A 25,727-nucleotide genomic window follows, 5' to 3' on the forward strand; every position below is an offset into this window, starting at 1 on the left:
TAACGCAGCCTGCTGGATAATCGCGCGCCATGTGGGCCTGCGTTCGTGGGTTCGTTTCACTCTGACTTGAGACTGTCCGGAACCGTTTGGGGAATCATTGCGCCCTTTCGGAGTCCGAACAGTGCTCGCCAACCTGGCATATGTCGCTGGCCGTTGGTTTTATGATCTGTTTTCGGCGAGGGTTGCTCGTGATTGTAAGTCCCTGTAATGCACCAAGAACTCCTGGCAATCGGCTGCGCACGGCGCTGTTGGCAGGCGCAACGCTGGTAAGCCTGCTCGGCGCAGGCCAGCTCTGGGCGTTCAACCTTGACGATGTCGCGGCCAAGGCGAAGGATCTTGCCGGACAAAAGTACGAAGCGCCGAAAAGCAATCTGCCGGCGGTGTTCCGTGACATGAAGTACGCGGACTACCAGAAAATCCGCTTCCTCAACGAAAAAGCCGAGTGGGCCAAGGACAAGACGCCGTTCAAGCTGTCCTTCTACCACCAGGGCATGCATTTCGACACGCCGGTCAAGATCAACGAAATCACCACCAAGGCGGTGAAAGAGATCAAGTACGACCCGAGTCGTTTCGATTTCGGCGACCTGCAGTTCGACGCCAAGGCCACCGAACAACTGGGTTACGCCGGTTTCCGCGTGCTTTACCCGATCAACAAGGCCGACAAGCAGGATGAAATCATGACCCTGCTGGGCGCCAGCTATTTCCGCGTGGTCGGCAAGGGCCATGTGTATGGCCTGTCGGCCCGTGGCCTGGCGATCGATACCGCGCTGCCATCGGGCGAAGAGTTCCCGCGCTTCACCGAGTTCTGGGTCGAGCGGCCAAAGCCTGCCGACAAGCAACTGGTGATCTACGCGCTGCTCGATTCGCCGCGTTCCACCGGCGCCTACCGCCTGACCCTGCGTCCGGGCAGCGACACCATCGTCGACGTGCAGTCCAAGGTGTTCCTGCGTGACCACGTCAGCCGCCTGGGAATCGCCCCGCTGACCAGCATGTTCCTGTTCGGCGGCAACCAGCCGTCCAAGGTACTCAACTACCGTCCGGCCCTGCACGACTCCGAAGGCCTGTCGATCCATGCCGGCAACGGTGAGTGGCTGTGGCGCCCGCTGAACAACCCGAAACACCTGGCCGTGAGCAACTTCAGCGTCGAGAACCCGCGTGGTTTCGGCCTGCTGCAACGCCAGCGCGAGTTCAGCCAGTTCGAAGACCTCGACGACAACTACCAGAAGCGTCCAAGCGCCTGGATCGAGCCGGTCGGTGACTGGGGCAAGGGTACCGTCGATCTGGTCGAGATCCCGACTGCCGACGAAACCAACGACAACATCGTGGCCTTCTGGAGCCCGGAGAAACTGCCGGAGCCAGGTACCCCGTTCGAATACGCCTACCGCCTGCACTGGACCATCGACGAGTCCAACCTGCATTCGCCGAACCTGGGCTGGGTCAAGCAGACCCTGCGCTCGACCGGTGACGTCAAGCAGTCCAACCTGATCCGCCAGCCCGATGGCAGCGTGGCCTTCCTGGTCGACTTCGAAGGCCCGGTATTGGCTAAACTGCCGGAAGACACCGCCGTGCGCAGCCAGGTCAGCGTTGGCGACAATGCCGAAGTGGTCGAGAACAACCTGCGCTACAACCCGGACATCAAGGGCTGGCGCCTGACCCTGCGGTTGAAGATCAAGGATCCGGGCAAGTCCGTGGAGATGCGCGCCGCCCTGCTGCGTGACGTTCCGGTCGAGCCAGCCAAGCCTGCAAAACCAAGCAAGCAGGACAAAGCCGCGGCCAAACACGCCAAGGCCGACAAGCCTGCCGAGCAACCTGCCGCCGACGCGGCGTCCACCACCGGGGCACCGGCCACCACCGAACAGGTGCTGACCGAGACCTGGAGCTATCAGTTGCCTGCCGATGAGTAATGCCCATACCCGGCCAGAATCGCTCAGCGAATACCTGGCCCACCTGCCCCTGAGCGACGAGCAGCGCGCGGAACTCGCCCGCTGCTCCTCGTTCAGCGAGCTGCATCAACGCCTGTCTGCCCAGCCGGGCGCCGACGCTGCCGAGGCCGTCCAGGCCTCGGTGGGCGAGCGCCTGCACGTGACCTGCGCCGAAGAGCTGCAAGACGCCGAGATGCTCGCGGTGGACGGCAGCGGCCGGGTGTGCCTGAAGGCCACGCCGCCGATCCGGCGCACCCGGGTCATCCCCGAGCCATGGCGGACCAACATCCTGATCCGCGCCTGGCGCCGCCTGACCGGCCGCACCAACGCCCCGGCCCCGGAAAAACGCGAGCTGCCCAAGGCACGCTGGCGCTGGGTCGGCTCGATGCGCCGCTACATCCTGCTGGCGCTGATGCTCGGCCAGACCATCGTCGCCGGTTGGTACATGAAGGGCATCCTGCCGTACCAGGGCTGGTCGTTCGTCGACCTCGACGAGGTCATGCACCAGCCGCTGCTGCAAACCGCCACGCAAGTCTGGCCGTATGCCCTGCAGACCAGCATCCTGATCCTCTTCGGGATCCTCTTCTGCTGGGTCTCGGCGGGTTTCTGGACCGCGCTGATGGGCTTCCTCGAGCTGCTCACCGGGCGGGACAAATACCGCATCTCGGGCAGCAGTGCCGGCAATGAGCCGATCGAGGCCGGTGCCCGCACCGCGATCGTCATGCCGATCTGCAACGAAGACGTGCCACGGGTGTTCGCCGGCCTGCGGGCGACCTTCGAGTCGGTGGCCGCCACCGGTGACCTCGACCGTTTCGACTTCTTCGTGCTCAGCGACACCAACGACACCGACATCGCCGTGGCCGAGCAACAGGCCTGGCTGGAAGTCTGCCGCGAGTCCAAAGGTTTCGGGCGGATCTTCTACCGTCGCCGGCGTCGCCGGGTCAAACGCAAGAGCGGCAACCTCGACGACTTCTGCCGGCGCTGGGGCGGCGACTACCGCTACATGGTCGTGCTCGATGCCGACAGCGTGATGAGCGGCGAATGCCTGACCAGCCTGGTGCGCCTGATGGAGGCCAACCCGGACGCCGGGATCATCCAGACCGCGCCGAAAGCCTCGGGCATGGACACCCTGTATGCGCGCATGCAGCAGTTCGCCACCCGCGTCTACGGCCCGCTGTTCACCGCCGGCCTGCACTTCTGGCAGCTCGGCGAGTCGCACTATTGGGGCCACAACGCGATCATCCGCATGAAGCCCTTCATCGAGCACTGCGCCCTGGCGCCATTGCCGGGCAAGGGCGCGTTTGCCGGTGCGATCCTCTCCCACGACTTCGTTGAAGCGGCGCTGATGCGTCGTGCCGGCTGGGGCGTGTGGATTGCCTACGACCTGCCGGGCAGTTACGAAGAACTGCCACCGAACCTGCTCGACGAGCTCAAGCGCGACCGCCGCTGGTGTCACGGCAACCTGATGAACTTCCGCCTGTTCCTGGTAAAAGGCATGCACCCGGTACACCGTGCGGTGTTCCTCACCGGGGTGATGTCGTACCTGTCGGCGCCGTTGTGGTTCTTCTTCCTGGTGCTGTCGACCGCGTTGCTGGCGACCAACACCCTGATGGAGCCGCAGTACTTCCTCGAACCGCGCCAGCTCTATCCGTTGTGGCCGCAGTGGCACCCGGAGAAAGCCATCGCGCTGTTCTCCACCACCATCGTGCTGCTGTTCCTGCCCAAGCTGCTCAGCGTCATCCTGATCTGGGCCAAGGGCGCGAAAGAGTTCGGCGGGCGCTTCAAGGTCACCGTGTCGATGCTGCTGGAGATGCTCTTCTCCATGCTCCTGGCGCCGGTGCGGATGATTTTCCACACCCGCTTCGTGCTCGCCGCGTTCCTCGGTTGGGCCGCGACCTGGAACTCGCCGCAGCGTGACGACGACTCCACTCCTTGGAGCGAAGCGGTACGCCGCCATGGTCCGCAAACCCTGCTGGGCGTGGCCTGGGCACTGCTGGTGGCCTGGCTCAACCCGAGCTTTTTGTGGTGGCTGGTGCCGATCGTCGGTTCGCTGATGCTGTCGATCCCGGTCTCGGTGATCTCCAGCCGCGTGCACCTGGGCCTGCGTGCCAAGGACGAAAGCCTGTTCCTGATCCCTGAGGAATACGCCACGCCGCAGGAGCTGCTGGCCACCGACCAGTACACCCACGAGAACCGCTGGCATGCCATGCACGACGGTTTCGTGCGTGCCGTGGTCGATCCGCAGCAGAACGCCCTGGCTTGTGCCCTGGCGACCGCTCGCCACGGTGTCGCGGCGCCGATCGAGGCACTGCGTGCCGAGCGTATCGCCCATGCCCTGGAGGTCGGCCCGAACGGCCTGGACGGCAACACCCGCCTGGCCCTGCTCAGCGACCCGGTCGCCCTGGCGCGCCTGCACACAGCAGTCTGGGATGGGCAGAACGAGGCCTGGCTGGGCGTCTGGCGCCAGTCGATCGCCAACGATCCGCACTCGCCGCTGCTGCCGCTGCATCCAGAGCCTGCGGCGCAGCCTTCGATGGCCAGCGCCTGATCGTCTGACAGGCTCAAGCAATCGCCGGCAACGCCGGCTCTCACAGGGTTGTATGCACAACTGACCTTGGGGGAGCCGGTGTTGCCGGCGATGCTTTTTCTGGTATCAATGCGTAACAAAGTCATCTTCGGCTATATGTACCGTGCCGTTCATGCGTTAGCATCCCACCCCGAATATCTCGCACCCGTCGCTGTAGGACGGTTCGCGCCAAAAATAAAATTCGAGCTTTCCTGCTAGGGGATCTGGTGATGATTAAGAAGTATCTGTCGATGCTGCTGGTCGGCGTCACGGCGCTGGTTGCGGTAAGTGCCGCGCAGGCGGCTGGTGCCATCGATGACGCGGTCAAGCGCGGCACCCTGCGTGTCGGCATGGATCCTACCTACATGCCGTTCCAGATGACCAACAAGCGCGGCGAGATCATCGGCTTCGAGGTCGATATCCTCAAGGCCATGGCCAAGTCCATGGGCGTCAAGCTGGAGATGGTCTCCACCGCCTATGACGGCATCATCCCGGCGCTGATGACCGACAAGTTCGACATGATCGGCAGCGGCATGACCCTGACCCAGGAACGCAACCTCAAGCTGAACTTCAGCGAACCCTTCATCGTGGTTGGCCAGACCCTGCTGATCCGCAAGGAACTGGCAGACGAGATCAAGTCCTACAAAGACCTGAACAACGACAAGTACCGCCTGACCTCCAAGCTCGGCACCACCGGCGAAATGGTCGCCAAGAAGCTGATCGGCAAAGCCAAGTACCACGGCTACGACAACGAGCAGGAAGCGGTGATGGACGTGGTCAACGGCAAGGCCGACGCCTTCGTCTATGACGCGCCGTACAACGTCGTGGCGGTGAACAAGGCTGGCGCTGGCAAGCTGCTGTTCCTCGACAAGCCGTTCACCTTCGAACCGCTGGCCTTCGGCCTGAAGAAGGGCGACTACGACAGCCTCAACTTCATCAACAACTTCCTGCACCAGATCAAGCACGACGGTACCTACGATCGAATCCACGACAAGTGGTTCAAGGACACCGCCTGGCTCAAGGACATGGAATAAGGCCAAGGCCCCACGCCTGGCTTGAAACCCGACGCGCAGGCTGGTCCTGCGCGTTCGCTTTTACGGAAGTACCCTCGTGATCAAACACAACAAAGCCCAGTGGCCCTGGCACGGGCTGACCGCGCTGGTCCTGATCGGCCTGGCGATCAGCCTGTATTACGCGACCTCGCTGATGTCCTACGAGTGGCGCTGGAACCGGGTGCCGCAGTATTTCGCCTACCAGGCCGAAGTCGCCCAGCGCGTGAGTGAAAACGGCACCATCGAAGCCATCGTCAGCAAGGGCGACATGGCCAGCGTCACCGTACGTGACGAGAGCGGTGGCGAGCAGGTCTTCGAGGTCGAGCAGGCCAGCGTACAGCTGTCGCGCGGCGACGATGTGGCCGAAGGCGACCTGATCGGCGTTACCCACCACTGGGCCGCGGGCCCGCTGGCCTGGGGCCTGTGGACCACGGTATGGATCTCGGTCGCCTCCGGTGTGCTTGGGCTGTTGATCGGACTGTTTGCCGGGCTCTGCCGGCTGTCGAACAACCCGACATTGCGCGACCTGTCGACGGTCTATGTCGAGCTGGTGCGCGGCACGCCGCTGCTGGTGCAGATCTTCATCTTCTACTTCTTCATCGGCACCGTGCTCAACCTGTCCCGGGAGTTTGCCGGGGTGGCGGCGCTGGCGCTGTTTACCGGCGCCTACGTCGCCGAGATCGTCCGTGCCGGGGTGCAGTCGATTGCCAGGGGCCAGGGTGAAGCGGCCCGTTCGCTGGGCCTCAGCGCTGGCCAGTCGATGCGTCATGTGGTGCTGCCGCAAGCCTTCAAGCGCGTGCTGCCGCCGCTGGCCGGGCAGTTCATCAGCCTGGTCAAGGACACCTCGCTGGTCTCGGTGATCGCCATCACCGAACTGACCAAAAGCGGTCGCGAGGCGATCACCACTTCGTTCTCGACCTTCGAGATCTGGTTCTGCGTCGCCGGCCTGTACCTGTTGATCAACCTGCCGCTGTCGCACATGGCCAGCCGGCTTGAGCGGAGGCTTGCGCAAAGTGATTGAAGTCCGTGACCTGGTAAAAGTCTTCGACACCCGTGGGCAGGTGGTGCGCGCGGTCGATCACGTCAGCACCGACGTGGCCAAGGGCGAAGTGCTGGTAGTGCTCGGCCCTTCGGGTTCGGGCAAGTCGACCTTCCTGCGCTGCCTGAACGGCCTGGAGTCGTTCGATGAAGGCACCGTGGCCATCGACGGCCTGCAGTTGGCCGACCCGAAGACCGACGTCAACGCCTACCGCCGCGAAGTCGGTATGGTGTTCCAGCATTTCAACCTGTTCCCGCACATGACCGTGCTGGAGAACCTGTGCCTGGCGCAAAAAGTCGTGCGCAAGCGCGGCAAGGCCGAGCGCGAAGCCAAGGCCCGTGCGCTGCTGGAGAAGGTTGGTATCGCCCAGAAGGCCAACGAGTACCCATCACGCTTGTCCGGTGGCCAGCAACAGCGGGTGGCGATCGCCCGCGCCCTGGCCATGGACCCCAAGGTGATGCTGTTCGATGAGCCGACCTCGGCGCTCGACCCGGAAATGGTCGGCGAAGTGCTCGATGTGATGAAGACCCTGGCCCTGGAAGGCATGACCATGGTCTGCGTCACCCACGAAATGGGCTTCGCCCGGGAAGTGGCGGATCGGGTGCTGTTCTTCGATCACGGCAAGCTGCTGGAAGATTCGCCGCCGGAGGCGTTCTTCACTTCACCCAAGGACCTGCGCGCCCAGGCGTTTTTGCGCCAGGTGCTCTAGGGCCTCATCGCGGGGCAAGTCGAGTCGTCGCACCGCCGCTTGTGTCTTGAGGTTGGAATAGAATCAGAAGTGAGAGCGGTGAATGGCAAGCTGTACGCCGGTAGTGCTTAAAGCACGTGTGGGAGCAAAGCTGCCATTCACCTCTCCACTCTGGCCCGAGCCCGAACAGTTGATTGAGCGCCTCTCGAATCACAAGCGTGGGCCAAGCCAGAGCGCTCTCACAACTGAGTGTAAGAGGGTTCAGCCATGTTGTCTTCTGTTGGAATCGACACTGCCAAAGCCACGTTGGAAATCTGCATCAAACCTCAGAAAATCCGCTTCGAAGTAATCAATGAGCGCCCAGGCTTTGATGTGCTGATCGGGCGACTGAAGGACTTCAAGATCAGCAGAGTGTTGATTGAAGCGACCGGCGGCTACGAGAAAGACGTGCTGATTGCATTGCGCTCGGCCGGTTTCGAAACCATCTGCATCAACCCAGCCCGTGCCCGGAAATTCGCCGAGGCGATGGGTAAAAAAGCCAAAACCGATAAGATCGACGCCGAGGTCCTTGCGGACTTCGCTGCACACCTCAGCGCTCCTCAAGACCAACTAATCAGCCCGGAACGCGAAGAGCTGCGCGAGTTGGTGAAGCAGCGCGCCCAATTTGTGCAGAGCCGTGATGACTACAAACGGCGCCGCCTGCAATGCCGCTCGGCAATGGTGATGGCTCACTTTGATGAGCACATAGAGCAGCTGAAAGTGCTGATCAAACGCCTTGACGAAGAAATTGACCAGGCGATGGTGCAACTGGACGACACCAGGGCGCGTCAGTTGTTGGCGGTGAGCGGAATTGGTCGGGTAACCGCCGCAAATCTGCTCGCCTCACTGCCAGAGCTGGGGCAATTGGACCGCCGTCAGATCGCCGCGCTAGTGGGCGTAGCGCCTTACAACAACGATAGCGGTAGCCATCAAGGGCACCGCCAGATATGGGGTGGCCGGGCGCATGTAAGGCGAGTCCTGTACATGTCGAGCTGGATCATCATCCGTCACAACACGGAATTTAAAGCACGCTACGAAGCACTTCGGGAGCGTGGCAAGTGCGCCAAAGTCGCCCTCGTAGCCTGTATGCGGGTGCTGATCGTCAGGCTGAATGCAATGCTGCGGGACAATACCCCTTGGCGAGTGCAAACAGCCTGATCAAGACAGTTGCTCCCACTTATGTGGGAGCGGGCTTGATCCGCGATGCTTTCTACAGCTGGAATTTGCCGACCAGCGTCTGCAGATGCGTCCCCAACCGCGCCAGCTCGACGCTCGACGCCGCGGTCTCTTCACTGGCGGCCGAGGTCTGGTCCGACACGTCGCGCACATTCATCACGCTCCGGTTGATCTCTTCGGCCACCGCGCTCTGCTGCTCGGCAGCAGCGGCGATCTGCTGGTTCATCGCCTGGATCGACGACACGGTGCGGGTGATGGTTTCCAGCGAGGTGCCGGCGCGGCGGGTCAGCTCGACGCTGCTGTCGGTCAGGCCGCGGCTGGCGTCCATGACCGTGGCAACCTGCTGGGTGCCGTTTTGCAGGCCGGCGATCAGCTGTTCGATCTCTTCGGTGGACTGCTGGGTGCGCTGGGCCAGGCTGCGCACTTCATCGGCGACCACGGCAAAGCCACGCCCGGCTTCACCGGCGCGGGCAGCTTCGATGGCGGCGTTGAGGGCCAGCAGGTTGGTCTGCTGGGCCACCGACTTGATCACATCGAGCACACTGCCGATCTTGTCGCTTTCGGCCTTGAGCTGGCCCATGGCTTCGCTGGAGTGGTTGACCTCGCTGGCCAGGCGCTCGATCTGGGCGATGGCTTCGCCGACCACCCGATCGCCTTCGCGGGCCTGCTGGTCGGCCATTACCGCCGCCTCGGAGGCTTCCTCGGCGTTGCGCGCGACTTCCTGCACAGTGGCGGCCATTTCGTTCATGGCGGTGGCGACCTGGTCGGTCTCGACCTTTTGATTGTTGACCCCGGCGCTGGTCTGCTCGGTGACTGCCGACAGCTCTTCGGCGGCGCTGGCAATCTGGGTGACGCCGTCGCCGATGCCTCCGATCAGTTCGCGCAGGCTCACAGTCATGCGCTGCATGCTGCGCTGTAATTGGCCCAGCTCGTCACGGCGATCGACCTTGAGGTCGTGGCGCAGGTCGCCACTGGCGACGCGGTCGGCGGCGTTGAGGGTCTGGCGCAGGGGGATGACGATCTGCCGGGTAATCGCCCAGGCGGCCAGCAGGCCGAACAACAGGGCCAGCACGGTGGCCAGGGCCAGCATCGACTTGGCATGCTGCGACTCGGCATCGCGCAGGCCAGTGAGGGTGGTGGTCAGTTGCTGGCTTTGCTCGATCAGGCTCTGGCCGAGCACGATCATGTGCTGCGCGGCCTGCTCGGAGGCGCTTTGCGCATTGCCGAACTCGACCACCGCGCCACGGTAGTTGCCCAGGGCACGGGCGGCCTGGTTGAAGTTGCTGGTGTAACTGGCCGGCAGTACTTCGGCCAGGGTCTTGAGCTGCGAGGTGGCCTGGTCGATGGCTTCAAGCGCCGTTTGCTGGAACTCGGGCTTGCCGCTGTAGGTATAGCCACGCACCTGGAAGCGCGCCTGTTGCAGCAGTTTGCTGGCGCCGACCACGCTGTTGAACAGATTCAGGTCGCTACCGCCGAGCAGTTGTTGCTCGACCTGGGCGATCAGCGCTGCGGCCTCGTCGGCGCTGCTGCCGAGCACGGCGCGAGCGGCTTCGCGCTGTTGGGCGGCTTTGTCGGCACTGGTCAGGGCCTGGTGGTACTGGCGCACGGCGTCGTGCTGCTGCTCGATACGGCGGCGGTTCTCAGGCAGGACAATACGTTGGTCGACCGCTTGCAGCTGGCGCTCAAGCGCCGCCAGGGCGTTGCTCAGGCCCTGCGCTGCAGCCTCGTCGCCCTTGAGCTGGAAGCCCTGGCGGGCAATGCGCAGCTCCAGGGTGGCCTGGTGCACCTGGGAGATGCCGCCCAGGGTGTCGCCACGCTCGGTAATGCCGTTCAGGCCCTGCCAGCCGGTCAGGGTAATGGCCAGGGTCAGCAACAGGACCAGGCCGAAGCCGATGCCGAGTTTGAGATTGACGCTCACGTTACCCAGGTGCTGGGCTAACCAACGGTACATGGTGGGACTCCATTGCGATCGGCAGAGGCGATTATTGTTCTGGTGCCAATGCATCGGCCTGGAGCGGCAAAACTGAAGTCAGAACAAGCGTGCCAATAGCGCGGTGACCGCGGTCTCGACGCGCAGGATGCGTTCGCCAAGCTGTACCGGGGCAAGGCCGGCTTTGCCCAGCAGGTCGATCTCGTAGGGAATCCAGCCGCCTTCCGGGCCGATCGCCAGGGTAACGGGCTCGTTCAACCCGCGTGGGCACGGCGGGTACTGGCCAGGGTGGCCGACCAGGCCGAGGGTGCCGGCGCTGATGGCTGGCAGGCGGTCTTCGACAAAGGGCTTGAAGCGCTTCTCGATGATGACCTCGGGCAGCACCGTGTCGCGGGTCTGCTCAAGGCCGAGGATCAGTTGTTCGCGGATCGCCTCGGGTTCGAGGAACGGTGTTTGCCAGAAGCTCTTTTCGACCCGGTAGCTGTTGACCAGGATGACCTTCGGCACGCCCATGGTGGCAACGGTCTGGAACACCCGGCGGAGCATCTTCGGCCGTGGCAGCGCCAGCACCAGGGTCAGCGGCAGTTTGGCCGGAGGCGGCTGGTCGAAACTGACCTTGAGTTCTGCTTCATGGCCTTCCAGGCGCAGGACTTCGGCCTGGCCCATCAGCCCGCCGATACGCCCGACCCGCAGGCTGTCGCCCACTGCCACGCGGTGGATTTCCTGCATGTGGGTGAAGCGCCGGTCAGCCAGCACCACACGGTCGGCCGCGATGAAATCGGCTTCTTCGAGTAACAGCAGGTTCACGGCTGGGTCGCTGGCGGTTGGTCGTTATGGTCGTCGGCAGCGTCTTGCGGGTGCTCGCTGCGTTTGCGGATCAGCCCGCCAAACAGCACGCCGATCTCGAACAGCAGCCACATCGGCACCGCCAGCAGGGTCTGCGAGAAGATGTCCGGCGGGGTGAGGATCATGCCGACCACGAAGCAGCCGATGATCACGTACGGGCGGATCTTTCTCAGGTACTTCACGTCGACCACGCCGATCCACACCAGCAGCACTACGGCCACCGGGATCTCGAAGGCCACGCCGAAGGCGAAGAACAGGGTCATGACGAAATCCAGGTAGCTGGAAATGTCCGTCATCATCGACACCCCTTCCGGGGTGGCGCTGGCGAAGAAGCCGAAGATCAGCGGGAACACCAGGAAATAGGCGAAGGCCATGCCGGCGTAGAACAGGATGATGCTCGACACCAGCAACGGAATGGCGATGCGCTTTTCATGGCGGTACAGGCCCGGCGCGATGAAGCCCCAGATCTGCTGCAGGATCAGCGGAATGGCCAGGAACAGCGAAACGATCATGGTCAGCTTGAACGGCGTCAGGAACGGCGAGGCGACGTCGGTGGCGATCATCGTCGCGTTGGCCGGCAAGTGCGCGCGCAATGGCGCCGAGACCAGGGTGTAGATCTGCTGCGCGAAGGAAAACAGCCCGGCGAAGATCAGGAAGATGGCCGCGACGCAGCGCAGCAGGCGTGTACGCAACTCGGTGAGGTGCGAAACCAGCGGCATCGGCTGGTCGTTTTCCGGAATATCGCTCATGGGGCTCGCGGTGGCTGTGTCGGTTCGGTGGGCGCGCTGGTGGCTGGCGGCGTGGGTTCGCTGCTGACCGGGGCGGGCGCCGGGGCGCTTTCGCTGGTGGCTGCCGGGGTTGCCGGCGGCTCGGGCGTGACGCTGTTGGGGTTGAGGATCTTGCGCGCTTCCTGCTCCATGGAGAGGATGTGCTCGTTGTGCAACTGACGACGGATGTCATCGGCGCCGATTTCGCGCTCGACCTCCTGCTTGATCGCATTGAAGCTGCGCTTGAGCCGGCCGATCCACAGCCCGGCGGTGCGCGCGGCACCCGGCAGGCGCTCGGGGCCGAGCACCAGCAGGGCCACCAGGCCCACGAGCAACAGTTCGCTGAAGCTGATCCCGAACATTAATCAATCTTTCCTGATCGGCTCTTCGACCTTGTGGGCCTGGCCATCGATGGTCTGCGGCTGGTTCAGCGGCGAAGCGGCCTGGGGCTGGACCGGTTGCACTGGCGGTGGCGTCTGCTCGGCCGGCTTGGACTCTTCTTCGTTCATGGCTTTCTTGAAGCCCTTGATCGACTCGCCCAGGTCGCTGCCGAAGTTCTTCAGTTTCTTGGTACCGAACACCAGTACCACCACGACCAGCAGGACGATCCAGTGTTTCCAGTCAAAAATACCCATGGTGCAATCCCTCGAAATAATTCAGTTAGGCCGACGGCTGACGCGCTGCTTTCTCGGCGTGCCCGGACAGGCCGAAGCGGCGGTCCAGTTCGTCCAGCACCGCCTGCGGGTGCTGGCCCAGTTGGGCGAGCATGACCAGGCTATGGAACCACAGATCGGCGGTCTCGTAGATGACATCGCTGCAGTCGCCACTGTGGGCGGCGTCCTTGGCGGCGATGATGGTCTCGACCGACTCTTCGCCGAGCTTTTCCAGAATCTTGTTCAGGCCCTTGTGATACAGGCTGGCCACGTACGAGCTGTCGGGCTCGGCGCCTTTGCGCGCTTCCAGTACTTCGGCCAGGCGGGTCAGGGTGTCGCTCATGTCAGTGTCCTGCGCTGTAGATGGCATTCGGGTCCTTGAGGACGGGGTCGACGGTCTTCCATTCACCGTGCTCGAAGACCCGGTAGAAGCAGCTTTCGCGGCCGGTATGGCAGGCGATATGACCCAGTTGCTCAACCATCAGGATGATCACGTCGGCGTCGCAGTCCAGGCGCATTTCGTGCAGTTTTTGCACGTGGCCGGACTCTTCGCCCTTGCGCCACAGTTTGCCACGCGAACGTGACCAGTAGATGGCCCGCTGCTCAGCGGCGGTCAGCGCCAGCGATTCGCGGTTCATCCAGGCCATCATCAGCACGCGCCCGGTCTTGTGGTCCTGGGCGATAGCCGGTACCAGGCCATCGCTGTTCCAGTTGATCTCGTCCAGCCAGTCTTTCATCTTCGACTCCAAAACCGGGTTCGATCCTTCGCCGAACCCTTGCGCTAGTGTGCCAGCCAGCGGCCCGGCTGGCTATCGACGCACGATCAGGTAGAGGCCGGCGGCCAGCATCAGCCAGGCCGGCCAGGCAGCAGGGGCGTTGAGGCTCACCGCGCCGGCTGCCAGAGTGGCGCCGCCGCCAAGCAGGCCGGCACCGAGCAGGCGCAGGGCCCAGTGATCGCTCTTGTGCTGCCAGGGCGCTGGCGGGTCGGACAGGTGCGGCTGCGACATGCGTTCGAGCAGGTCGCGGGTCATGCCGGCCAGGTGCGGGATCTGCTCGACCTGGCCATGCAGGTTCTGCAGCAGGGTCTTGGGGCTGACGCGCTCGCGCATCCAGCGTTCGAGGAACGGCTGGGCGGTGCTCCACAGGTCGAGGTCGGGGTACAGCTGGCGGCCCAGGCCTTCGATGTTGAGCAGGGTTTTCTGCAGCAGCACCAGCTGCGGCTGGACTTCCATGTTGAAGCGCCGCGCGGTCTGGAACAGACGCATCAGCACCTGGCCGAAGGAAATATCCTTTAACGGTTTTTCGAAGATCGGCTCGCACACGGTGCGGATCGCCGCTTCGAATTCGTTGAGCTTGGTCTGCGCGGGTACCCAGCCCGAATCGATGTGCAACTGCGCCACACGGCGGTAGTCGCGCTTGAAGAAGGCAAACAGGTTGCGCGCCAGGTAGTCCTGGTCCTCGGGGGTCAGGCTGCCGACGATGCCGCAGTCGATGGCAATGTACTGCGGGCTCCACGGCTTGACCGTGCTGACGAAGATGTTGCCAGGGTGCATGTCGGCGTGGAAGAAGCTGTCACGAAACACCTGGGTGAAGAAGATCTCCACGCCGCGCTCGGCGAGCATCTTCATGTCGGTGCGCTGGTCGGCCAGGGTCGCAAGGTCGGTGACCTGAATACCGTAGATGCGCTCCATCACCAGCACCTTCGGCCGGCACCAGTCCCAGTAGACCTGGGGCACGTACATCATCTCCGAGCCTTCGAAGTTGCGCTTGAGCTGGCTGGCGTTGGCCGCCTCGCGCAACAGGTCAAGTTCGTCGTAGATGGTCTTTTCGTAGTCGTTGACCACTTCCACCGGGTGCAGCAGGCGCGCATCGGCCGAAACCCGTTCGGCACCGCGGGCGATCAGGAACAACCAGGCGAGGTCCTGGGCAATGATCGGCTTGAGGCCCGGGCGCACGACCTTGACCACCACCTCTTCACCGCTCTTGAGCTTGGCCGCGTGGACCTGGGCTACCGACGCCGAAGCCAGCGGCTCGACGTCGAAGCGGCTGAACACTTCGCTGATCTTCGCACCGAGCTGTTCTTCGATCAGGGCGATGGCTTTTTGCGGATCGAACGGCGGAACCCGGTCTTGCAGCAGCATCAGCTCGTCGGCGATGTCTTCGGGCAGCAGGTCGCGACGGGTCGAGAGCAACTGGCCGAACTTGATGAAGATCGGTCCCAGGTCCTGCAACGCCAGGCGCAGGCGCGCGCCACGGCTAAGCTGCAGCTCCTTGCGCGGTAGCCAGCGCCAGGGCATGGCATAGCGCAGGCCCATCAGCCACCAGGGCAGGGGCAGGGCGAACAGCAGGTCATCGAGACGGTAACGGATCACGACGCGCTGGATGCGCAACAGACGGCGGACGGCAAGCAGCTTCATGCGTTATCGCTGGTATCAAGGGATCGGGCAAGGCGCTCGATGCGCGCCTCAAGGCGTTCAATATCGACTTTGAGCGTGTCGAGTTCGCTGAAACGGGCTTCGGCTTCGCGCTGGCCGACCAGGGTCCGGGCCTCTTCGGCGAGGTACTCGGAAAGGTTCTGGTTGAGCGCCGCCAGGCCCTGGCGGGTCCAGTTGGCGCGGCTGCGCAAGTGGCCGCTGAGCAGTTGCGTGGCGACCGGGCCGAGCCAGCGCGAGACTTCGTACTCCCAGTCGAGCTCCAGGTCCTGCAGTACCGCCACCAGGTCGAGCAGCACCGCACTGTCGCCTTCAAGCTCGACCTGCGGGCTGTGCAACACGGCGCTCTTGTCCTGGCTGAGGGCCAGGCGCAGCAGGCTGCTGGCCGGCGCGCGCAAGGTGCAGTCGGCCTCATTGGCCCAGTGCGTGGCAAGCATCAGGCCTTCGTCACTGGGCAGGATGAACAGCTGCAGGGCCGGCTGGCGGCAGTCGATGGCAATCACCTTGCCGTCGAGCGGGCGCAGGCGCGGCAGCGCTGTGCTGTCCAGGCGCAAAACACGGTTGAGGCCGTGTTCGACGCTGGCGAGCAGGCCGGCCAGGAGCATCAGGGCTTGATTCCGCGGTGCAGGGCGACGATGCCGCTGGTCATGTTGTGGTAGGTGACGCGGTCGAAACCGGCCTCGACCATCATCGCCTTGAGGGTTTCCTGGTCAGGGTGCATGCGGATCGATTCGGCCAGGTAGCGATAGCTTTCCGAGTCGTTGGTGATCAGCTTGCCGGCCAGCGGCATGAAGGCGAACGAATAGGCATCGTAGACCTTGGACATCAGCTTGTTGGTCGGCTTGGAAAATTCCAGCACCAGCAGGCGGCCGCCGGGCTTGAGCACCCGCAGCATGGAGCGGATGGCGTCTTCCTTGTGGGTGACGTTGCGCAGGCCGAAGGCGATGGTCACGCAGTCGAAATGGTTGTCCGGGAACGGCAGCTTTTCGGCGTCGGCCTGGACGAACTCGATGTTGCCGGCCACGCCGCGGTCGAGCAGGCGGTCGCGGCCAACCTTGAGCATCGACTCGTTGATGTCGGCCAGTACTACTTGGCCGGTGGGGCCGACCAGTTGCGAGAACTTGGCCGCTAGGTCGCCCGTGCCGCCCGCGATGTCGAGCACCCGGTTACCCGGGCGCACGCCCGACAGCTCGATGGTGAAGCGCTTCCACAGGCGGTGCATGCCGCCGGAGAGCACATCGTTCATCAGGTCGTACTTGGCCGCCACCGAGTGGAACACCTCGGCGACTTTCTCGGCCTTCTGGCTTTCCGGCACGTCTTTGTAGCCGAAGTGGGTGGTGGGTTCGGCGTGGTCGCCTTTGCGCTGATCGTTCATATCGCTTCACCGGAAAAAATTACTGGCCATTCTAGGGCGTACGGTCGGATTTGTCTTGGCGGGGTGTGTCGCAGGTGGGGCGCGGGCATAATATAAGTATGCCTTCGAACCCAGGATTGAATGAATGACCCAGATCAGCGTTGAACGCAAACACAGCCTGGGCCGCGACGCGGCCCGGCAAAAGGCCGAGGCCCTGGTCGACAAGCTGGCCCGCGAATACGACCTCAAGGCCAGCTGGAACGGCGACAGGGTCGAGGTCAAGCGCAGCGGCGCCAACGGCAGCGTGCAGATTGGCGAGGACAGCATCAAGGTCGAGCTGAAGCTGGGCATGATGCTGTCGATGATGAGCGGGACCATCAAAAGCGAGATCGAGCGGGCGCTGGATAAGGCGCTCGCCTAGCGGCTCAAGGGGGGAGCTGCAAGCTTTAAGCTGCAAGTGGTTCGCGGTGAGTGGGAGGGGCACGACAGTTTCAAGATCACCGCTGCCTTTCTTGCCGCTTGAAGCTTGAAGCTTGAAGCTTGAAGCTTGTCGCTGCCCCCTTTATTAGTGTGCCAATTCTAATTTTTCCCCCTACCTTGTGCTCAAGCCCAACTTCCCTGGGCAGTTCCTCCATTTCCGTTCAGAGCGTGAGGTGCAGAGCATGGCCAAAGTTATCCTGAAGAAAAAAGACGACGCCCAGCGCACGTTGGGTGAAGTGCGCAGCTACGCGCGCAAGATCTGGCTGGCAGGCCTCGGGGCTTACACCCGGGTCGGCCAGGAAGGTGCCGACTACCTGAAAGAGCTGGTCAAGGCCGGTGAATCGGTAGAAAAACGCGGCAAGAAAAAGCTCGATGCCAAGGTCGATGCCGCCAACTCCGAGATCGATACGGTGAAGGGCGAACTGAGCAGCGTGAAGGGCAAGGTCGAGGTTCAACTCGACAAAATCGAAAAGGCTTTCGACACACGGGTCGCGAGCGCCTTGAATCGCATCGGCATTCCGTCTAAACATGACGTGGAGACACTCTCTGTCAAGCTCGATGAGCTCACGGCATTGCTTGAACGTGTCGCACGTAAACAATAAGGAGAGCGGGATGGCTGGCAAGAAGAATACTGAAAAAGAAGGCAGCTCCTGGGTCGGGGGGATCGAGAAGTATTCCCGCAAGATCTGGCTGGCTGGTTTGGGTATCTACTCCAAGATCGATCAGGATGGCAGCAAGGTGTTTGACAACCTGGTCAAGGAGGGTGAGAAAGCTGAAAAACTCGCCAAGGGCTCTGTCGACTCCGCCAAGGCAACCGCCAAGTCGGCGACCTCGCGCATCAGCGACGTCAAGGACCGCGCACTGGGCAAGTGGGACGAGCTCGAAGGTGCTTTCGACAAGCGCCTTAACAGTGCGATCTCGCGCCTTGGCGTGCCGAGCCGCAGTGAGGTCAAGGCGCTGCATTCGAAGGTCGATACGCTGACCAAGCAGATCGAGAAGCTGACCGGTGCATCGGTTACGCCTATCTCGAAGAAACCGGCAGCGAGCAAGACCGCAGCCAAGCCATTGGCCAAGGCTGCAGCGAAACCTGCGGCCAAGCCTGCAGCCAAGCCAGCGGCGAAAACTGCAGCGGCAAAACCTGCAGCCAAGCCAGCGGCGAAAACCGCAGCGGCTAAACCTGCGGCCAAGCCAGCAGCCAAGCCGGTAGCAGCCAAGCCTGCAGCCAAACCGGCTGCGGCGAAGAAGCCGGCAGTGAAAAAGCCAGCGGCCAAGCCAGCAGCTAAACCTGCAGCGGCGAAGCCGGCGGCCCCTGCGGCCAGCGCTGCACCGTCACCAAGCCCGGCGCCAGCAGCCAGTGCTGCACCGGTCGCACCGGCGTCGTCGCCATCGGCAAGCCCGACCAGCCAGGCCTGATTTCAGGCGGCTGTCAGTCTACGCCCGGCCTTGTGCCGGGCGTTTTCATTATGGGTGTTGTACCGGGTTTGTGGGAGCCGGCCTTGCCGGCGAACGGGCTGCGAAGCAGTCCTAGGGTCAGCCATCCAGATACCTCAAGGCCAACTGCTCTGCCGCATACCGCGACCCCGCCTCCAGGTGCGGCGCCACCAGCATCATCACCTGGTAGACCACCACTCCGACTTCACCTTCGCGAGCCAGCACCCGTTGGTAATCGAGCGAGAACAGCAGGGTCAGGGTGATCTGTTCCACCAGTTGCCCCAGCGCCCGCGTATCGCTGAGCACCTGGCCCTGGGCCTTGAGGCTGGCCAGCAGCGCCGCCAGGGTGCGCTTGAGCGCGTTGAGCAGGTTGCGCATGCCGCGGGCCAGCTTGGGCAGGCGCCCGGTCAGGTTCGACAGGTCCTGGAACAGAAACCGGTACTGGGCCATGCGCTCGACGATCAAGTGCAGGAACAGCCAGTAGTCCTCAGCATCCAGGCGCACTTCCAGCGGCGGGTCGAGCAGCGGCGTGAGCTCGTCCTCGAAGCGTTCGAACAACCCCAGCACCAGCGGCTCCTTGCCGTGGAAGTGGTAGTAGAGGTTGCCCGGGCTGATGCCCATCTCGTTGGCAATCTCCAGGGTCGAGACATTCGGCTCGCCCTGGCGGTTGAACAGTTGCAGGGCACATTCGAGGATACGGTCGCGGGTTTTCATCCGTTCTTCTTATTCAGCGCGCCTGCACGTAGCTGCCGGGCGCGGGGTCCATGGGAGGGTAGTTCTGGTTGCCGAGGGCCATCAGGGTTTCGCGCTGCACGCCGGAGCGTGCCTGAATCCACTCCAGCCACTGCGGCCACCAGCTGCCGTCGACCTGCTTGCCATCGTAGAGCCAGGCCCGCGGGTCGCTGCTCAGGCGCGGGTTGTCGACGTAGTGCGCCTTGGGGTTGCCCGGCGGGTTGATGATGCTTTGCACATGGCCGCTGTTGGCGAGGATGAAGCGCTTGTCGCCGCCGAGCAGTGCCGCCGAGCGGTACACCGCATCCCAGGGGGTGATGTGGTCGTTGCTGCCGGCGACGCTGAAGCTGTCGACGTTGACCTTCTGCAGGTCGATCGGCGTGCCGCATACCTCAAGGCCTGCGGCGCGGGCCAGCGGGTTGTGCTTGAAGAAGTCCAGCAGGTCGCCGTGCAGCGCCGCTGGCAGGCGGGTGTTGTCGTTGTTCCAGTAAAGGATGTCGAACGCCGGTGGCGCCTTGCCCAGCAGGTAGTTGTTGACCCAGTAGTTCCAGATCAGGTCGTTGGGGCGCATCCAGGCGAACACCCGGGCGATCTCGCGGCCATCGAGCACGCCTTGCTGGTAGGAACGGCGCTTGGCCGCTTCGAGGGTCTGCTCGTCGGCGAACAGGCTCGCCGGGCTGTCGATCTGGCTGTCGAGCAGGCTGACCAGGTAGGTGGCGCTGCTGACCCGGCGCAGTTGGCGCTTGGCTTGCAAATGGCCTTGCAGCGCCGCCATGGTCAGGCCACCGGCACAGGCGCCCATGAGATTGACCTCGCGGCTGCCGGTGATCGCCCGGCACACGTTGAGTGCTTCCTCCAGCGCCTCGACATAACTCGACAGGCCCCACTCACGGTGGCGCGGGTCGGGATTGCGCCAGCTGATCATAAAGGTCTGCAGGCCGTTCTTGAGCATGTACTGGACGAAGCTGTTGGCCGGGCTGAGGTCGAAGATGTAGAACTTGTTGATCTGCGGCGGCACGATCAGCAACGGCCTGGCGTACTGTTTTTCGCTCATCGGCTTGTACTGGATCAGTTCCAGCAGCTCGTTGCGAAACACCACCGAGCCCGGCGTGGTGGCCAGGTTACGGCCGACTTCGAAGGCCTGCGGATTGACCTGGCGCGGCAGGCCGTCGTTGTGGCGCAAATCATCGAGCAGGTGGTTGATGCCGCGCACCAGGCTCAGGCCGCCGGAGTTGAACAGCTCCTTGACCGCCAGCGGGTTGAGCAGCGAGTTGCTCGGCGCCACGGCATCGTTGAGCAGGGTGAACAGAAAGTGTGCGCGGGCGCGATCATCGGGTGCCAGCTGGCTTTCATCGATCCACAGGCGGGTCTGCTTCTGCCACGCCAGGTAGGCCTGCAGGCCGCGGCTGTAGAGCGGGTTCTGGCTCCAGGCGGGGTCTTTGAAGCGGTTGTCTCGAGGGCCGGGCTGGTAGGGCGTTTCACCCAGCAGCACCTTGCCCAGCTGACCGCCCAGGGCAAGCATGTGCTTGGCGGTATGCAGCGGATGGCGCAAGCCATGACGGCTGACGCTGCGCAAGGTCGAGAGCAGGTCGCGGCCGCGCAGACCGCTGATTGCACTCTGCACGTTCATATAGGTGGCGGGGACCGGTAGCGATCCCTTAGCGGGTTTGTCTTTCATCAGGCAACACTCCGTCGTCAGGCCATCAACAAACACATCAATGCAAGAGCGACACCAACCTCACGCCGCGCACCCGGGGTGCCTGGCATCCTGCCATGGGCTCGGGTGTGGCAGGCGTCTCAGCTGCTGGGGGCGGGCCGAGGGTGCATGACGGCGCGTTGGCGCTCTTGCTGGAGAAACTTCATGATGATCGGGGCGACGGCCTCGGCCCGGGTGATCAGGAACAAATGGCCGTCGTCGATTATGTGTAGCTGGGCATTGGGAATTCGCCAGGCCAGCAGGCGCATGTTGATCAAGGGAATCAACGGGTCATCGTCACCGGCCAGCACCAGGGTCGGCTGCTGGATCTTGTGCAGCCAGTGAATGCTGGTCCAGCCAAGCCCGGCGAACAGTTGCCAGTAGTAACCCAGCTTGCCGCCTGAGCGCACCTTGGCCGCGTGCGACAGGGCCAGGTCCGGGTCCCGGCGAAAGGCGCCGCCGTAGATCTGCGGGGCGATGCGGATCACATGGGACGGCTGTACGTAGCGCCTTGGGCTGGCCATCAACCACAACACCTTGGGCTTGCCCGGCACCATCACCGCGCCAGCGGCGGTGGCCGCGAGCACCAGTTTCTTGCAGCGCTCGGGGTAGTCATGGGCGAACTGCTGGGCCAGCGCCCCGCCCCAGGACACGCCAATGACATTGACCTGGCCATAGTCGAGGTAGTCGAGCATGCGCGCGGTGAGCTTGGCCAGGCCCGGAAAACGGTAGGGGTGGCGCGGGGTCGATGAACCGCCGACCCCCGGCACGTCGAAAGCAATTACCTCAAGGTCCGGGTCCAGGGCCTGGATGAAGGGGAACACCAGCTCCAGGTTGGCGCCGATGCCATTGAAGATCAGCAAGGGCGTCAAGTGCGGCTTGCCGGGTCGGACGGCGGTGCGGATGGTCTGGCCATCCAGGTCGACGGTCCTGAAAATATACGGTTGCGGCATGCGCGAAGCCCTGTGTTGGATAAACGCCGCAGCCCTCGCGAGCTGCGGCGGTGTTCGCTATCAACGCTCGTGAACGTAGGTCCCTGGCGCGGCGGCACCGGCGACGTAAGCCTTGTTGCCAAGGTTGACCGGGGCTTTTTTCAGCTTGCCGGAACGCTCGGCCAGCCAGGTGTGCCAGTACAGCCACCAGGAATCGGTGTGCTTGGTCGAGTTCTCTTGCCAGTCGAGGGCGCTGGCGGGCATTTCACTGTTGGTCATGTAGCGCGCCTTGGGGTTGCCCGGCGGGTTGAGGATGCTCTGGATATGGCCGCTGTTGGACAGCAGGAACTCGACCTTGCCACCGAACAGCTGCGCCGACTTGTAGCATGACTGCCACGGGGTGATGTGATCGGCGGTACCGGCGACGCTGAAGATGTCGGTGGTCACCTGCTTGAGGTCGATCGGCGTGCCGCACACTTCCAGTGCATCGGGGCGCAGCAGTGGGTTGTTTTTGAACATTTCGATCAGGTCGCCGTGGAAGGCGGCCGGCAGTCGCGTGGTGTCGTTGTTCCAGAACAGGATGTCGAACACCGGCGGCTCGTTGCCCAGCAGGTAGTTGTTGACCCAGTAGTTCCAGATCAGGTCGTTGGGGCGCATCCAGGCGAATACCTTGGCCATGTCGCGGCCTTCGAGCACACCGGCCTGATAGGAGTGGCGCTTGGCCGCCTCGAGGGTCTGCTCGTCGACGAACAGCGCCACCTGGGTATCGAGGGTGGTATCGAGCACGCTGACCAGCAGGGTCAGGGCGTTGACCTTCTTTTCGCCCAGCGCCGCGTAGTGGCCCACCAGCGCAGTGCAGGTGATACCGCCGGAGCAGGCGCCGAGCATGTTCAGGTCCTTGCTGCCGGTGATCGCCAGGATCACGTCGACCGCTTCCTTGAGCGCGTCGATGTAGGTCGACAGGCCCCATTCGCGCTGGGACTTGGTCGGGTTGCGCCAACTGACGATGAAGGTCTGCACGTTGGAGCGCAGGCAGAAACGCGCCAGGCTCTTTTCCGGGCTGAGGTCGAAGACGTAGAACTTGTTGATCTGCGGCGGTACCACCAGCAGCGGCTTTTCCAGCACCTGCTCGGTGATCGGCCGGTACTGGATCAGTTCCAGCACGTCATTGCGAAACACCACCGCGCCTTCGCTGGTGCCGAGGTTCTTGCCGACTTCGAAGGCGTCCATGTTCACCTGGCTGGGCATGCCGCCATTGTTGACCATGTCCTTGGCCAGGTTCGACAGGCCGTCGAGCAGGCTCTTGCCACCGGTTTCGAAGAAGCGCTTGACCGCCGCCGGGTTGGCTGCGGTGTTGGTCGGCGCCATGGCCTCGGTCATCAGGTTGATGACGAAGTGGCCGCGGCTGATGTCCTGGTCGGAGAGGTTGCTGGTATCGATCCAGTCGTGCAGTTCCTTGCGCCAGGCCAGGTAGGTCTGCAGGTAGCGGCGATACAGCGGGTTCTGGCTCCAGGCCGGGTCGTGAAAACGGCGGTCGTCGCCCTCGGGCTGCAAGCTCGACTTGCCGAAGATCACATCTTTCAGCTCCATGCCGAAATGGGCGACATGCTTGGCACTGTGCAGCGGTTGACGAATGGCCTGACGCAGGACCATTCGAGCAGATGTCAGCAAATCCTTGCGGCGCAAGCCGATCACCGGGTTCAGACCCAGGGTGTTTTCCGAGGCTTGGCGCTGCAGGTCATCGTTATTCTTGTTACTCATCTACGACGCTCCGTTGTCCTGAGACGAGTACCGGTTTGACTGTGCGCGTTACACAGACGAACGCCCGGTACTGCTGCTCGGGTGACCAGTGATAACGAACTGCGGTCCTGCGGCCGGATGCAAACGACGATGAGCCATGCGGGTTTTTTCTGCGTGAGAAGACTGCCTGCTTTCGCTCGCGACCTCTACATACCAGCCCGACCCTGCATTAAATCCGATGCAGGGAACTTGCCAGATCCATTGGTTACCCGACTTTTTGGTATAGCGCAAGACGGCCACTCATTGGCCGTGGTGCAGGCATTCAAGCAAATAGAATTAGAAAATGCGCTCTAAACCCTGAGGGGCCCGAGCTAGAGCATCAGCTTGACGATCGACTCGTTGGGGTCGCGGGATTTGCCGGCTTTTTTCAGCTCGCCAAGGTAGTCATCCCAGAGTTCCTGCTGGCGCAGGCACAACTGCTCGAGGTATTCCCAGGTGAACAGGCCGCTGTCGTGGCCGTCGTCGAAGGTCAGTTTCAGGGCGTACTGGCCGGCAGGTTCCAGCCCGCTCAAGCCAACGCCGAGCTTGCCGTACTGGAGGATCGGATTGCCGTGGCCCTGGACCTCGGCGGAGGGGGAGTGCACGCGCAGGAATTCGGCGGTCAGGTTGTACACCTCGCCTGGCCCGTAGGTCAGGGTGAGGGTCTTGGAGGCTTTATGCAGATTGATGCCGGTGGGGATTCTGGTCATGGATAAGGGCTCTTGGGCTACAAGCTGCAAGCTACAAGCTACAAGAGAAGGCGTCCAGCGCGCTTGACTTGCAGCTTGCCGCTTGAAGCTTGCCGCTTTAGAGAATGTAGCGAGACAGGTCTTCGTTCTGCGCCAATTCGCCCAGGTGGCTGTTGACGTAGTCGGCGTCGATGCGGATCGGCGCTTCGCTGTGGGCGCTGGCCAGGTCGCCGGCGCTGAACGACACCTCTTCGAGCAGGCGCTCGAGCAAGGTGTGCAGGCGACGGGCACCGATGTTCTCGGTTTTCTCGTTGACCTGCCAGGCGATCTCGGCCAGGCGCTTGATGCCGTCGGCGGCGAACTCGATGTTCAAGCCTTCGGTTTTCAGCAGCTCACGGTATTGCTCGGTGAGCGAGGCGTGCGGCTCGCTGAGGATACGCTCGAAGTCTTCCGGGCTCAGGGCCTTGAGTTCGACGCGAATCGGCAGGCGACCTTGCAGCTCGGGCACCAGGTCGCTTGGCTTGCTCAGGTGGAAGGCACCGGAGGCGATGAACAGGATGTGGTCGGTCTTGACCATGCCCAGCTTGGTGTTCACCGTGCAGCCTTCGATCAGTGGCAGCAGGTCGCGCTGCACGCCTTCACGGGAAACATCGGCGCCGCCAACGTTACCGCGCTTGGCAACCTTGTCGATTTCGTCGATGAACACGATGCCGTGCTGCTCGACCGCTTCCAGGGCCTTGGCCTTGAGCTCGTCTTCGTTGACCAGGCGCCCGGCTTCTTCGTCGCGCACCAGCTTGAGCGCTTCCTTGACCTTGAGCTTGCGGCTCTTGCGCTTGCCCTTGCCCATGTTGGCGAACAGGTTCTGCAACTGGTTGGTCATCTCCTCCATGCCCGGCGGCGCGGAAATATCGACACCCACGGCCTCGGCCACTTCGATCTCGATTTCCTTGTCGTCCAGCTGGCCTTCGCGCAAGCGCTTGCGGAACAGCTGGCGGGTGTTGGAGTCCTGGCTGGCGACCTGGTCTTCGTTGAAGCCGGTGCGCGCCGGTGGCAGCAGGGCGTCGAGGATGCGCTCTTCGGCAGCATCTTCGGCGCGGTGGCCGACGCGGATGATTTCCTGCTCGCGGAGCATCTTGATCGCCGCATCGGCGAGGTCGCGGATAATCGACTCGACGTCACGGCCGACATAGCCGACCTCGGTGAACTTGGTCGCTTCGACCTTGATGAACGGGGCGTTGGCAAGCTTTGCCAGGCGCCGGGCGATTTCGGTCTTGCCGACGCCGGTCGGGCCGATCATCAGGATGTTCTTCGGCGTCACTTCAACGCGCAGCTCGGCCGGCAGTTGCATGCGCCGCCAGCGGTTGCGCAGGGCGATGGCGACGGCGCGCTTGGCGTCGTCCTGGCCGATGATATGGCGGTTGAGTTCGTGGACGATCTCGCGGGGGGTCATGGACATGATAGTGATGGTCCTTGGGCTCGATAAGTCAGCGTGGAAAAGCCCGGCCACCGGGGCCGGGCGCCAGA

At 63.1% G+C, this 25,727-nt stretch carries 25 protein-coding genes and 1 pseudogene; 9 read left to right on the forward strand and 17 right to left on the reverse strand.

Features of this window, described 5'->3' with window-relative positions:
- Positions 1 to 188 precede the first annotated feature (188 nt).
- From LOY37_RS01790 to LOY37_RS01815, 6 genes are all read left to right on the forward strand, one after another.
- Positions 189 to 1,904: a glucan biosynthesis protein G gene (locus LOY37_RS01790; RefSeq protein WP_093387197.1), complete on the forward strand. Its 1,716-nt coding sequence runs from the start codon at positions 189 to 191 to the stop codon at positions 1,902 to 1,904.
- Complete coding sequence (gene mdoH / locus LOY37_RS01795; RefSeq protein WP_258716199.1) at positions 1,897 to 4,470, forward strand: glucans biosynthesis glucosyltransferase MdoH; 2,574 nt, start codon at positions 1,897 to 1,899, stop codon at positions 4,468 to 4,470. Before LOY37_RS01790 ends, mdoH begins: the two co-directional genes overlap by 8 nt.
- Positions 4,471 to 4,721: 251 nt before the next feature.
- On the forward strand, positions 4,722 to 5,522 hold the full coding sequence (locus tag LOY37_RS01800; RefSeq protein ID WP_176794300.1) for a transporter substrate-binding domain-containing protein: 801 nt from the start codon (positions 4,722 to 4,724) through the stop codon (positions 5,520 to 5,522).
- Between the two features lie 76 nt (positions 5,523 to 5,598).
- Entirely contained in the window at positions 5,599 to 6,561 is a 963-nt protein-coding gene (locus LOY37_RS01805) for an amino acid ABC transporter permease (RefSeq protein ID WP_045193883.1), read from the forward strand.
- Positions 6,554 to 7,288, forward strand: a complete 735-nt coding sequence (locus LOY37_RS01810; protein ID WP_038999651.1) for an amino acid ABC transporter ATP-binding protein — start codon at positions 6,554 to 6,556, stop codon at positions 7,286 to 7,288. The genes LOY37_RS01805 and LOY37_RS01810 overlap by 8 nt, the downstream gene beginning before the upstream one ends.
- A 246-nt stretch (positions 7,289 to 7,534) precedes the next feature.
- On the forward strand, positions 7,535 to 8,464 hold the full coding sequence (locus LOY37_RS01815; protein WP_258715096.1) for a transposase: 930 nt from the start codon (positions 7,535 to 7,537) through the stop codon (positions 8,462 to 8,464).
- Positions 8,465 to 8,516: 52 nt separating this feature from the next.
- Here LOY37_RS01815 and LOY37_RS27445 read toward each other — a convergent pair whose 3' ends face one another.
- From LOY37_RS27445 to ubiE, 11 genes and pseudogenes are all read right to left on the reverse strand, one after another.
- Entirely contained in the window at positions 8,517 to 9,389 is an 873-nt protein-coding gene (locus LOY37_RS27445; protein ID WP_374045263.1) for a methyl-accepting chemotaxis protein, read from the reverse strand.
- Positions 9,372 to 10,487, reverse strand: a pseudogene (locus LOY37_RS27450) (methyl-accepting chemotaxis protein); the annotation flags it as partial. The gene LOY37_RS27445 and the pseudogene LOY37_RS27450, both read right to left, overlap by 18 nt.
- 24 nt (positions 10,488 to 10,511) lie before the next feature.
- Positions 10,512 to 11,219 (reverse strand): 16S rRNA (uracil(1498)-N(3))-methyltransferase, encoded by a 708-nt coding sequence (locus LOY37_RS01825; RefSeq protein WP_045193880.1) that lies wholly within the window; start codon positions 11,217 to 11,219, stop codon positions 10,512 to 10,514.
- The gene (gene tatC / locus LOY37_RS01830) at positions 11,216 to 12,007 is read right to left on the reverse strand and encodes a twin-arginine translocase subunit TatC (protein WP_045193879.1); all 792 of its coding nucleotides are present in this window, start codon (positions 12,005 to 12,007) and stop codon (positions 11,216 to 11,218) included. The genes LOY37_RS01825 and tatC overlap by 4 nt, the downstream gene beginning before the upstream one ends.
- Positions 12,004 to 12,387 (reverse strand): Sec-independent protein translocase protein TatB, encoded by a 384-nt coding sequence (tatB, locus tag LOY37_RS01835; protein ID WP_045193877.1) that lies wholly within the window; start codon positions 12,385 to 12,387, stop codon positions 12,004 to 12,006. The genes tatC and tatB overlap by 4 nt, the downstream gene beginning before the upstream one ends.
- Positions 12,388 to 12,390: 3 nt before the next feature.
- On the reverse strand, positions 12,391 to 12,660 hold the full coding sequence (locus tag LOY37_RS01840; protein ID WP_045193875.1) for a twin-arginine translocase TatA/TatE family subunit: 270 nt from the start codon (positions 12,658 to 12,660) through the stop codon (positions 12,391 to 12,393).
- Positions 12,661 to 12,685: 25 nt separating this feature from the next.
- Entirely contained in the window at positions 12,686 to 13,021 is a 336-nt protein-coding gene (locus tag LOY37_RS01845; protein ID WP_010222337.1) for a phosphoribosyl-ATP diphosphatase, read from the reverse strand.
- Position 13,022: 1 nt separating this feature from the next.
- On the reverse strand, positions 13,023 to 13,415 hold the full coding sequence (hisI, locus tag LOY37_RS01850) for a phosphoribosyl-AMP cyclohydrolase (protein WP_038997556.1): 393 nt from the start codon (positions 13,413 to 13,415) through the stop codon (positions 13,023 to 13,025).
- Positions 13,416 to 13,487: 72 nt separating this feature from the next.
- Positions 13,488 to 15,095, reverse strand: coding sequence for a ubiquinone biosynthesis regulatory protein kinase UbiB (gene ubiB, locus LOY37_RS01855; protein WP_258716200.1), 1,608 nt, complete (start codon positions 15,093 to 15,095; stop codon positions 13,488 to 13,490).
- On the reverse strand, positions 15,092 to 15,715 hold the full coding sequence (locus LOY37_RS01860; protein WP_123564872.1) for an SCP2 domain-containing protein: 624 nt from the start codon (positions 15,713 to 15,715) through the stop codon (positions 15,092 to 15,094). Before LOY37_RS01860 ends, ubiB begins: the two co-directional genes overlap by 4 nt.
- Positions 15,715 to 16,485 carry a bifunctional demethylmenaquinone methyltransferase/2-methoxy-6-polyprenyl-1,4-benzoquinol methylase UbiE gene (gene ubiE, locus LOY37_RS01865; RefSeq protein WP_045193869.1) on the reverse strand — a complete coding sequence of 257 codons (771 nt, stop codon included), beginning with the start codon at positions 16,483 to 16,485 and terminating at the stop codon, positions 15,715 to 15,717. The genes LOY37_RS01860 and ubiE overlap by 1 nt, the downstream gene beginning before the upstream one ends.
- A 124-nt stretch (positions 16,486 to 16,609) precedes the next feature.
- Here ubiE and LOY37_RS01870 point away from each other — a divergent pair, with 124 nt between their 5' ends.
- The 3 genes from LOY37_RS01870 to LOY37_RS01880 all read left to right on the forward strand — a co-directional run bounded on the left by LOY37_RS01870 (position 16,610) and on the right by LOY37_RS01880 (position 18,357).
- Positions 16,610 to 16,885, forward strand: coding sequence for a polyhydroxyalkanoic acid system family protein (locus tag LOY37_RS01870; protein WP_045193867.1), 276 nt, complete (start codon positions 16,610 to 16,612; stop codon positions 16,883 to 16,885).
- 241 nt (positions 16,886 to 17,126) lie between these two features.
- Complete coding sequence (locus LOY37_RS01875) at positions 17,127 to 17,546, forward strand: phasin family protein (RefSeq protein WP_258716201.1); 420 nt, start codon at positions 17,127 to 17,129, stop codon at positions 17,544 to 17,546.
- 10 nt (positions 17,547 to 17,556) lie between these two features.
- The gene (locus tag LOY37_RS01880) at positions 17,557 to 18,357 is read left to right on the forward strand and encodes a phasin family protein (RefSeq protein WP_258609003.1); all 801 of its coding nucleotides are present in this window, start codon (positions 17,557 to 17,559) and stop codon (positions 18,355 to 18,357) included.
- Positions 18,358 to 18,474: 117 nt separating this feature from the next.
- Here the strand turns inward: LOY37_RS01880 and LOY37_RS01885 are convergent, their stop codons facing one another.
- The 6 genes from LOY37_RS01885 to hslU form a co-directional block, all read right to left on the reverse strand.
- The gene (locus LOY37_RS01885; RefSeq protein WP_045193863.1) at positions 18,475 to 19,089 is read right to left on the reverse strand and encodes a TetR/AcrR family transcriptional regulator; all 615 of its coding nucleotides are present in this window, start codon (positions 19,087 to 19,089) and stop codon (positions 18,475 to 18,477) included.
- Positions 19,090 to 19,102: 13 nt separating this feature from the next.
- Positions 19,103 to 20,785: a class II poly(R)-hydroxyalkanoic acid synthase gene (gene phaC / locus LOY37_RS01890; RefSeq protein WP_093376960.1), complete on the reverse strand. Its 1,683-nt coding sequence runs from the start codon at positions 20,783 to 20,785 to the stop codon at positions 19,103 to 19,105.
- Positions 20,786 to 20,904: 119 nt separating this feature from the next.
- A complete protein-coding gene (gene phaZ, locus LOY37_RS01895; protein ID WP_045193860.1) occupies positions 20,905 to 21,756 on the reverse strand; it encodes a poly(3-hydroxyalkanoate) depolymerase in 852 nt (283 codons plus the stop codon).
- A 60-nt stretch (positions 21,757 to 21,816) separates the two neighbouring features.
- On the reverse strand, positions 21,817 to 23,496 hold the full coding sequence (gene phaC / locus LOY37_RS01900; RefSeq protein WP_213602665.1) for a class II poly(R)-hydroxyalkanoic acid synthase: 1,680 nt from the start codon (positions 23,494 to 23,496) through the stop codon (positions 21,817 to 21,819).
- A gap of 350 nt (positions 23,497 to 23,846) precedes the next feature.
- Positions 23,847 to 24,224 carry a DUF971 domain-containing protein gene (locus LOY37_RS01905; protein ID WP_258716202.1) on the reverse strand — a complete coding sequence of 126 codons (378 nt, stop codon included), beginning with the start codon at positions 24,222 to 24,224 and terminating at the stop codon, positions 23,847 to 23,849.
- A gap of 97 nt (positions 24,225 to 24,321) precedes the next feature.
- Entirely contained in the window at positions 24,322 to 25,659 is a 1,338-nt protein-coding gene (gene hslU, locus LOY37_RS01910) for an ATP-dependent protease ATPase subunit HslU (protein WP_045193855.1), read from the reverse strand.
- Positions 25,660 to 25,727 lie beyond the last annotated feature (68 nt).

Origin of the sequence: Pseudomonas sp. B21-012, assembly GCF_024749305.1 — a bacterium.
Classification (GTDB): Bacteria; Pseudomonadota; Gammaproteobacteria; order Pseudomonadales; family Pseudomonadaceae; genus Aquipseudomonas.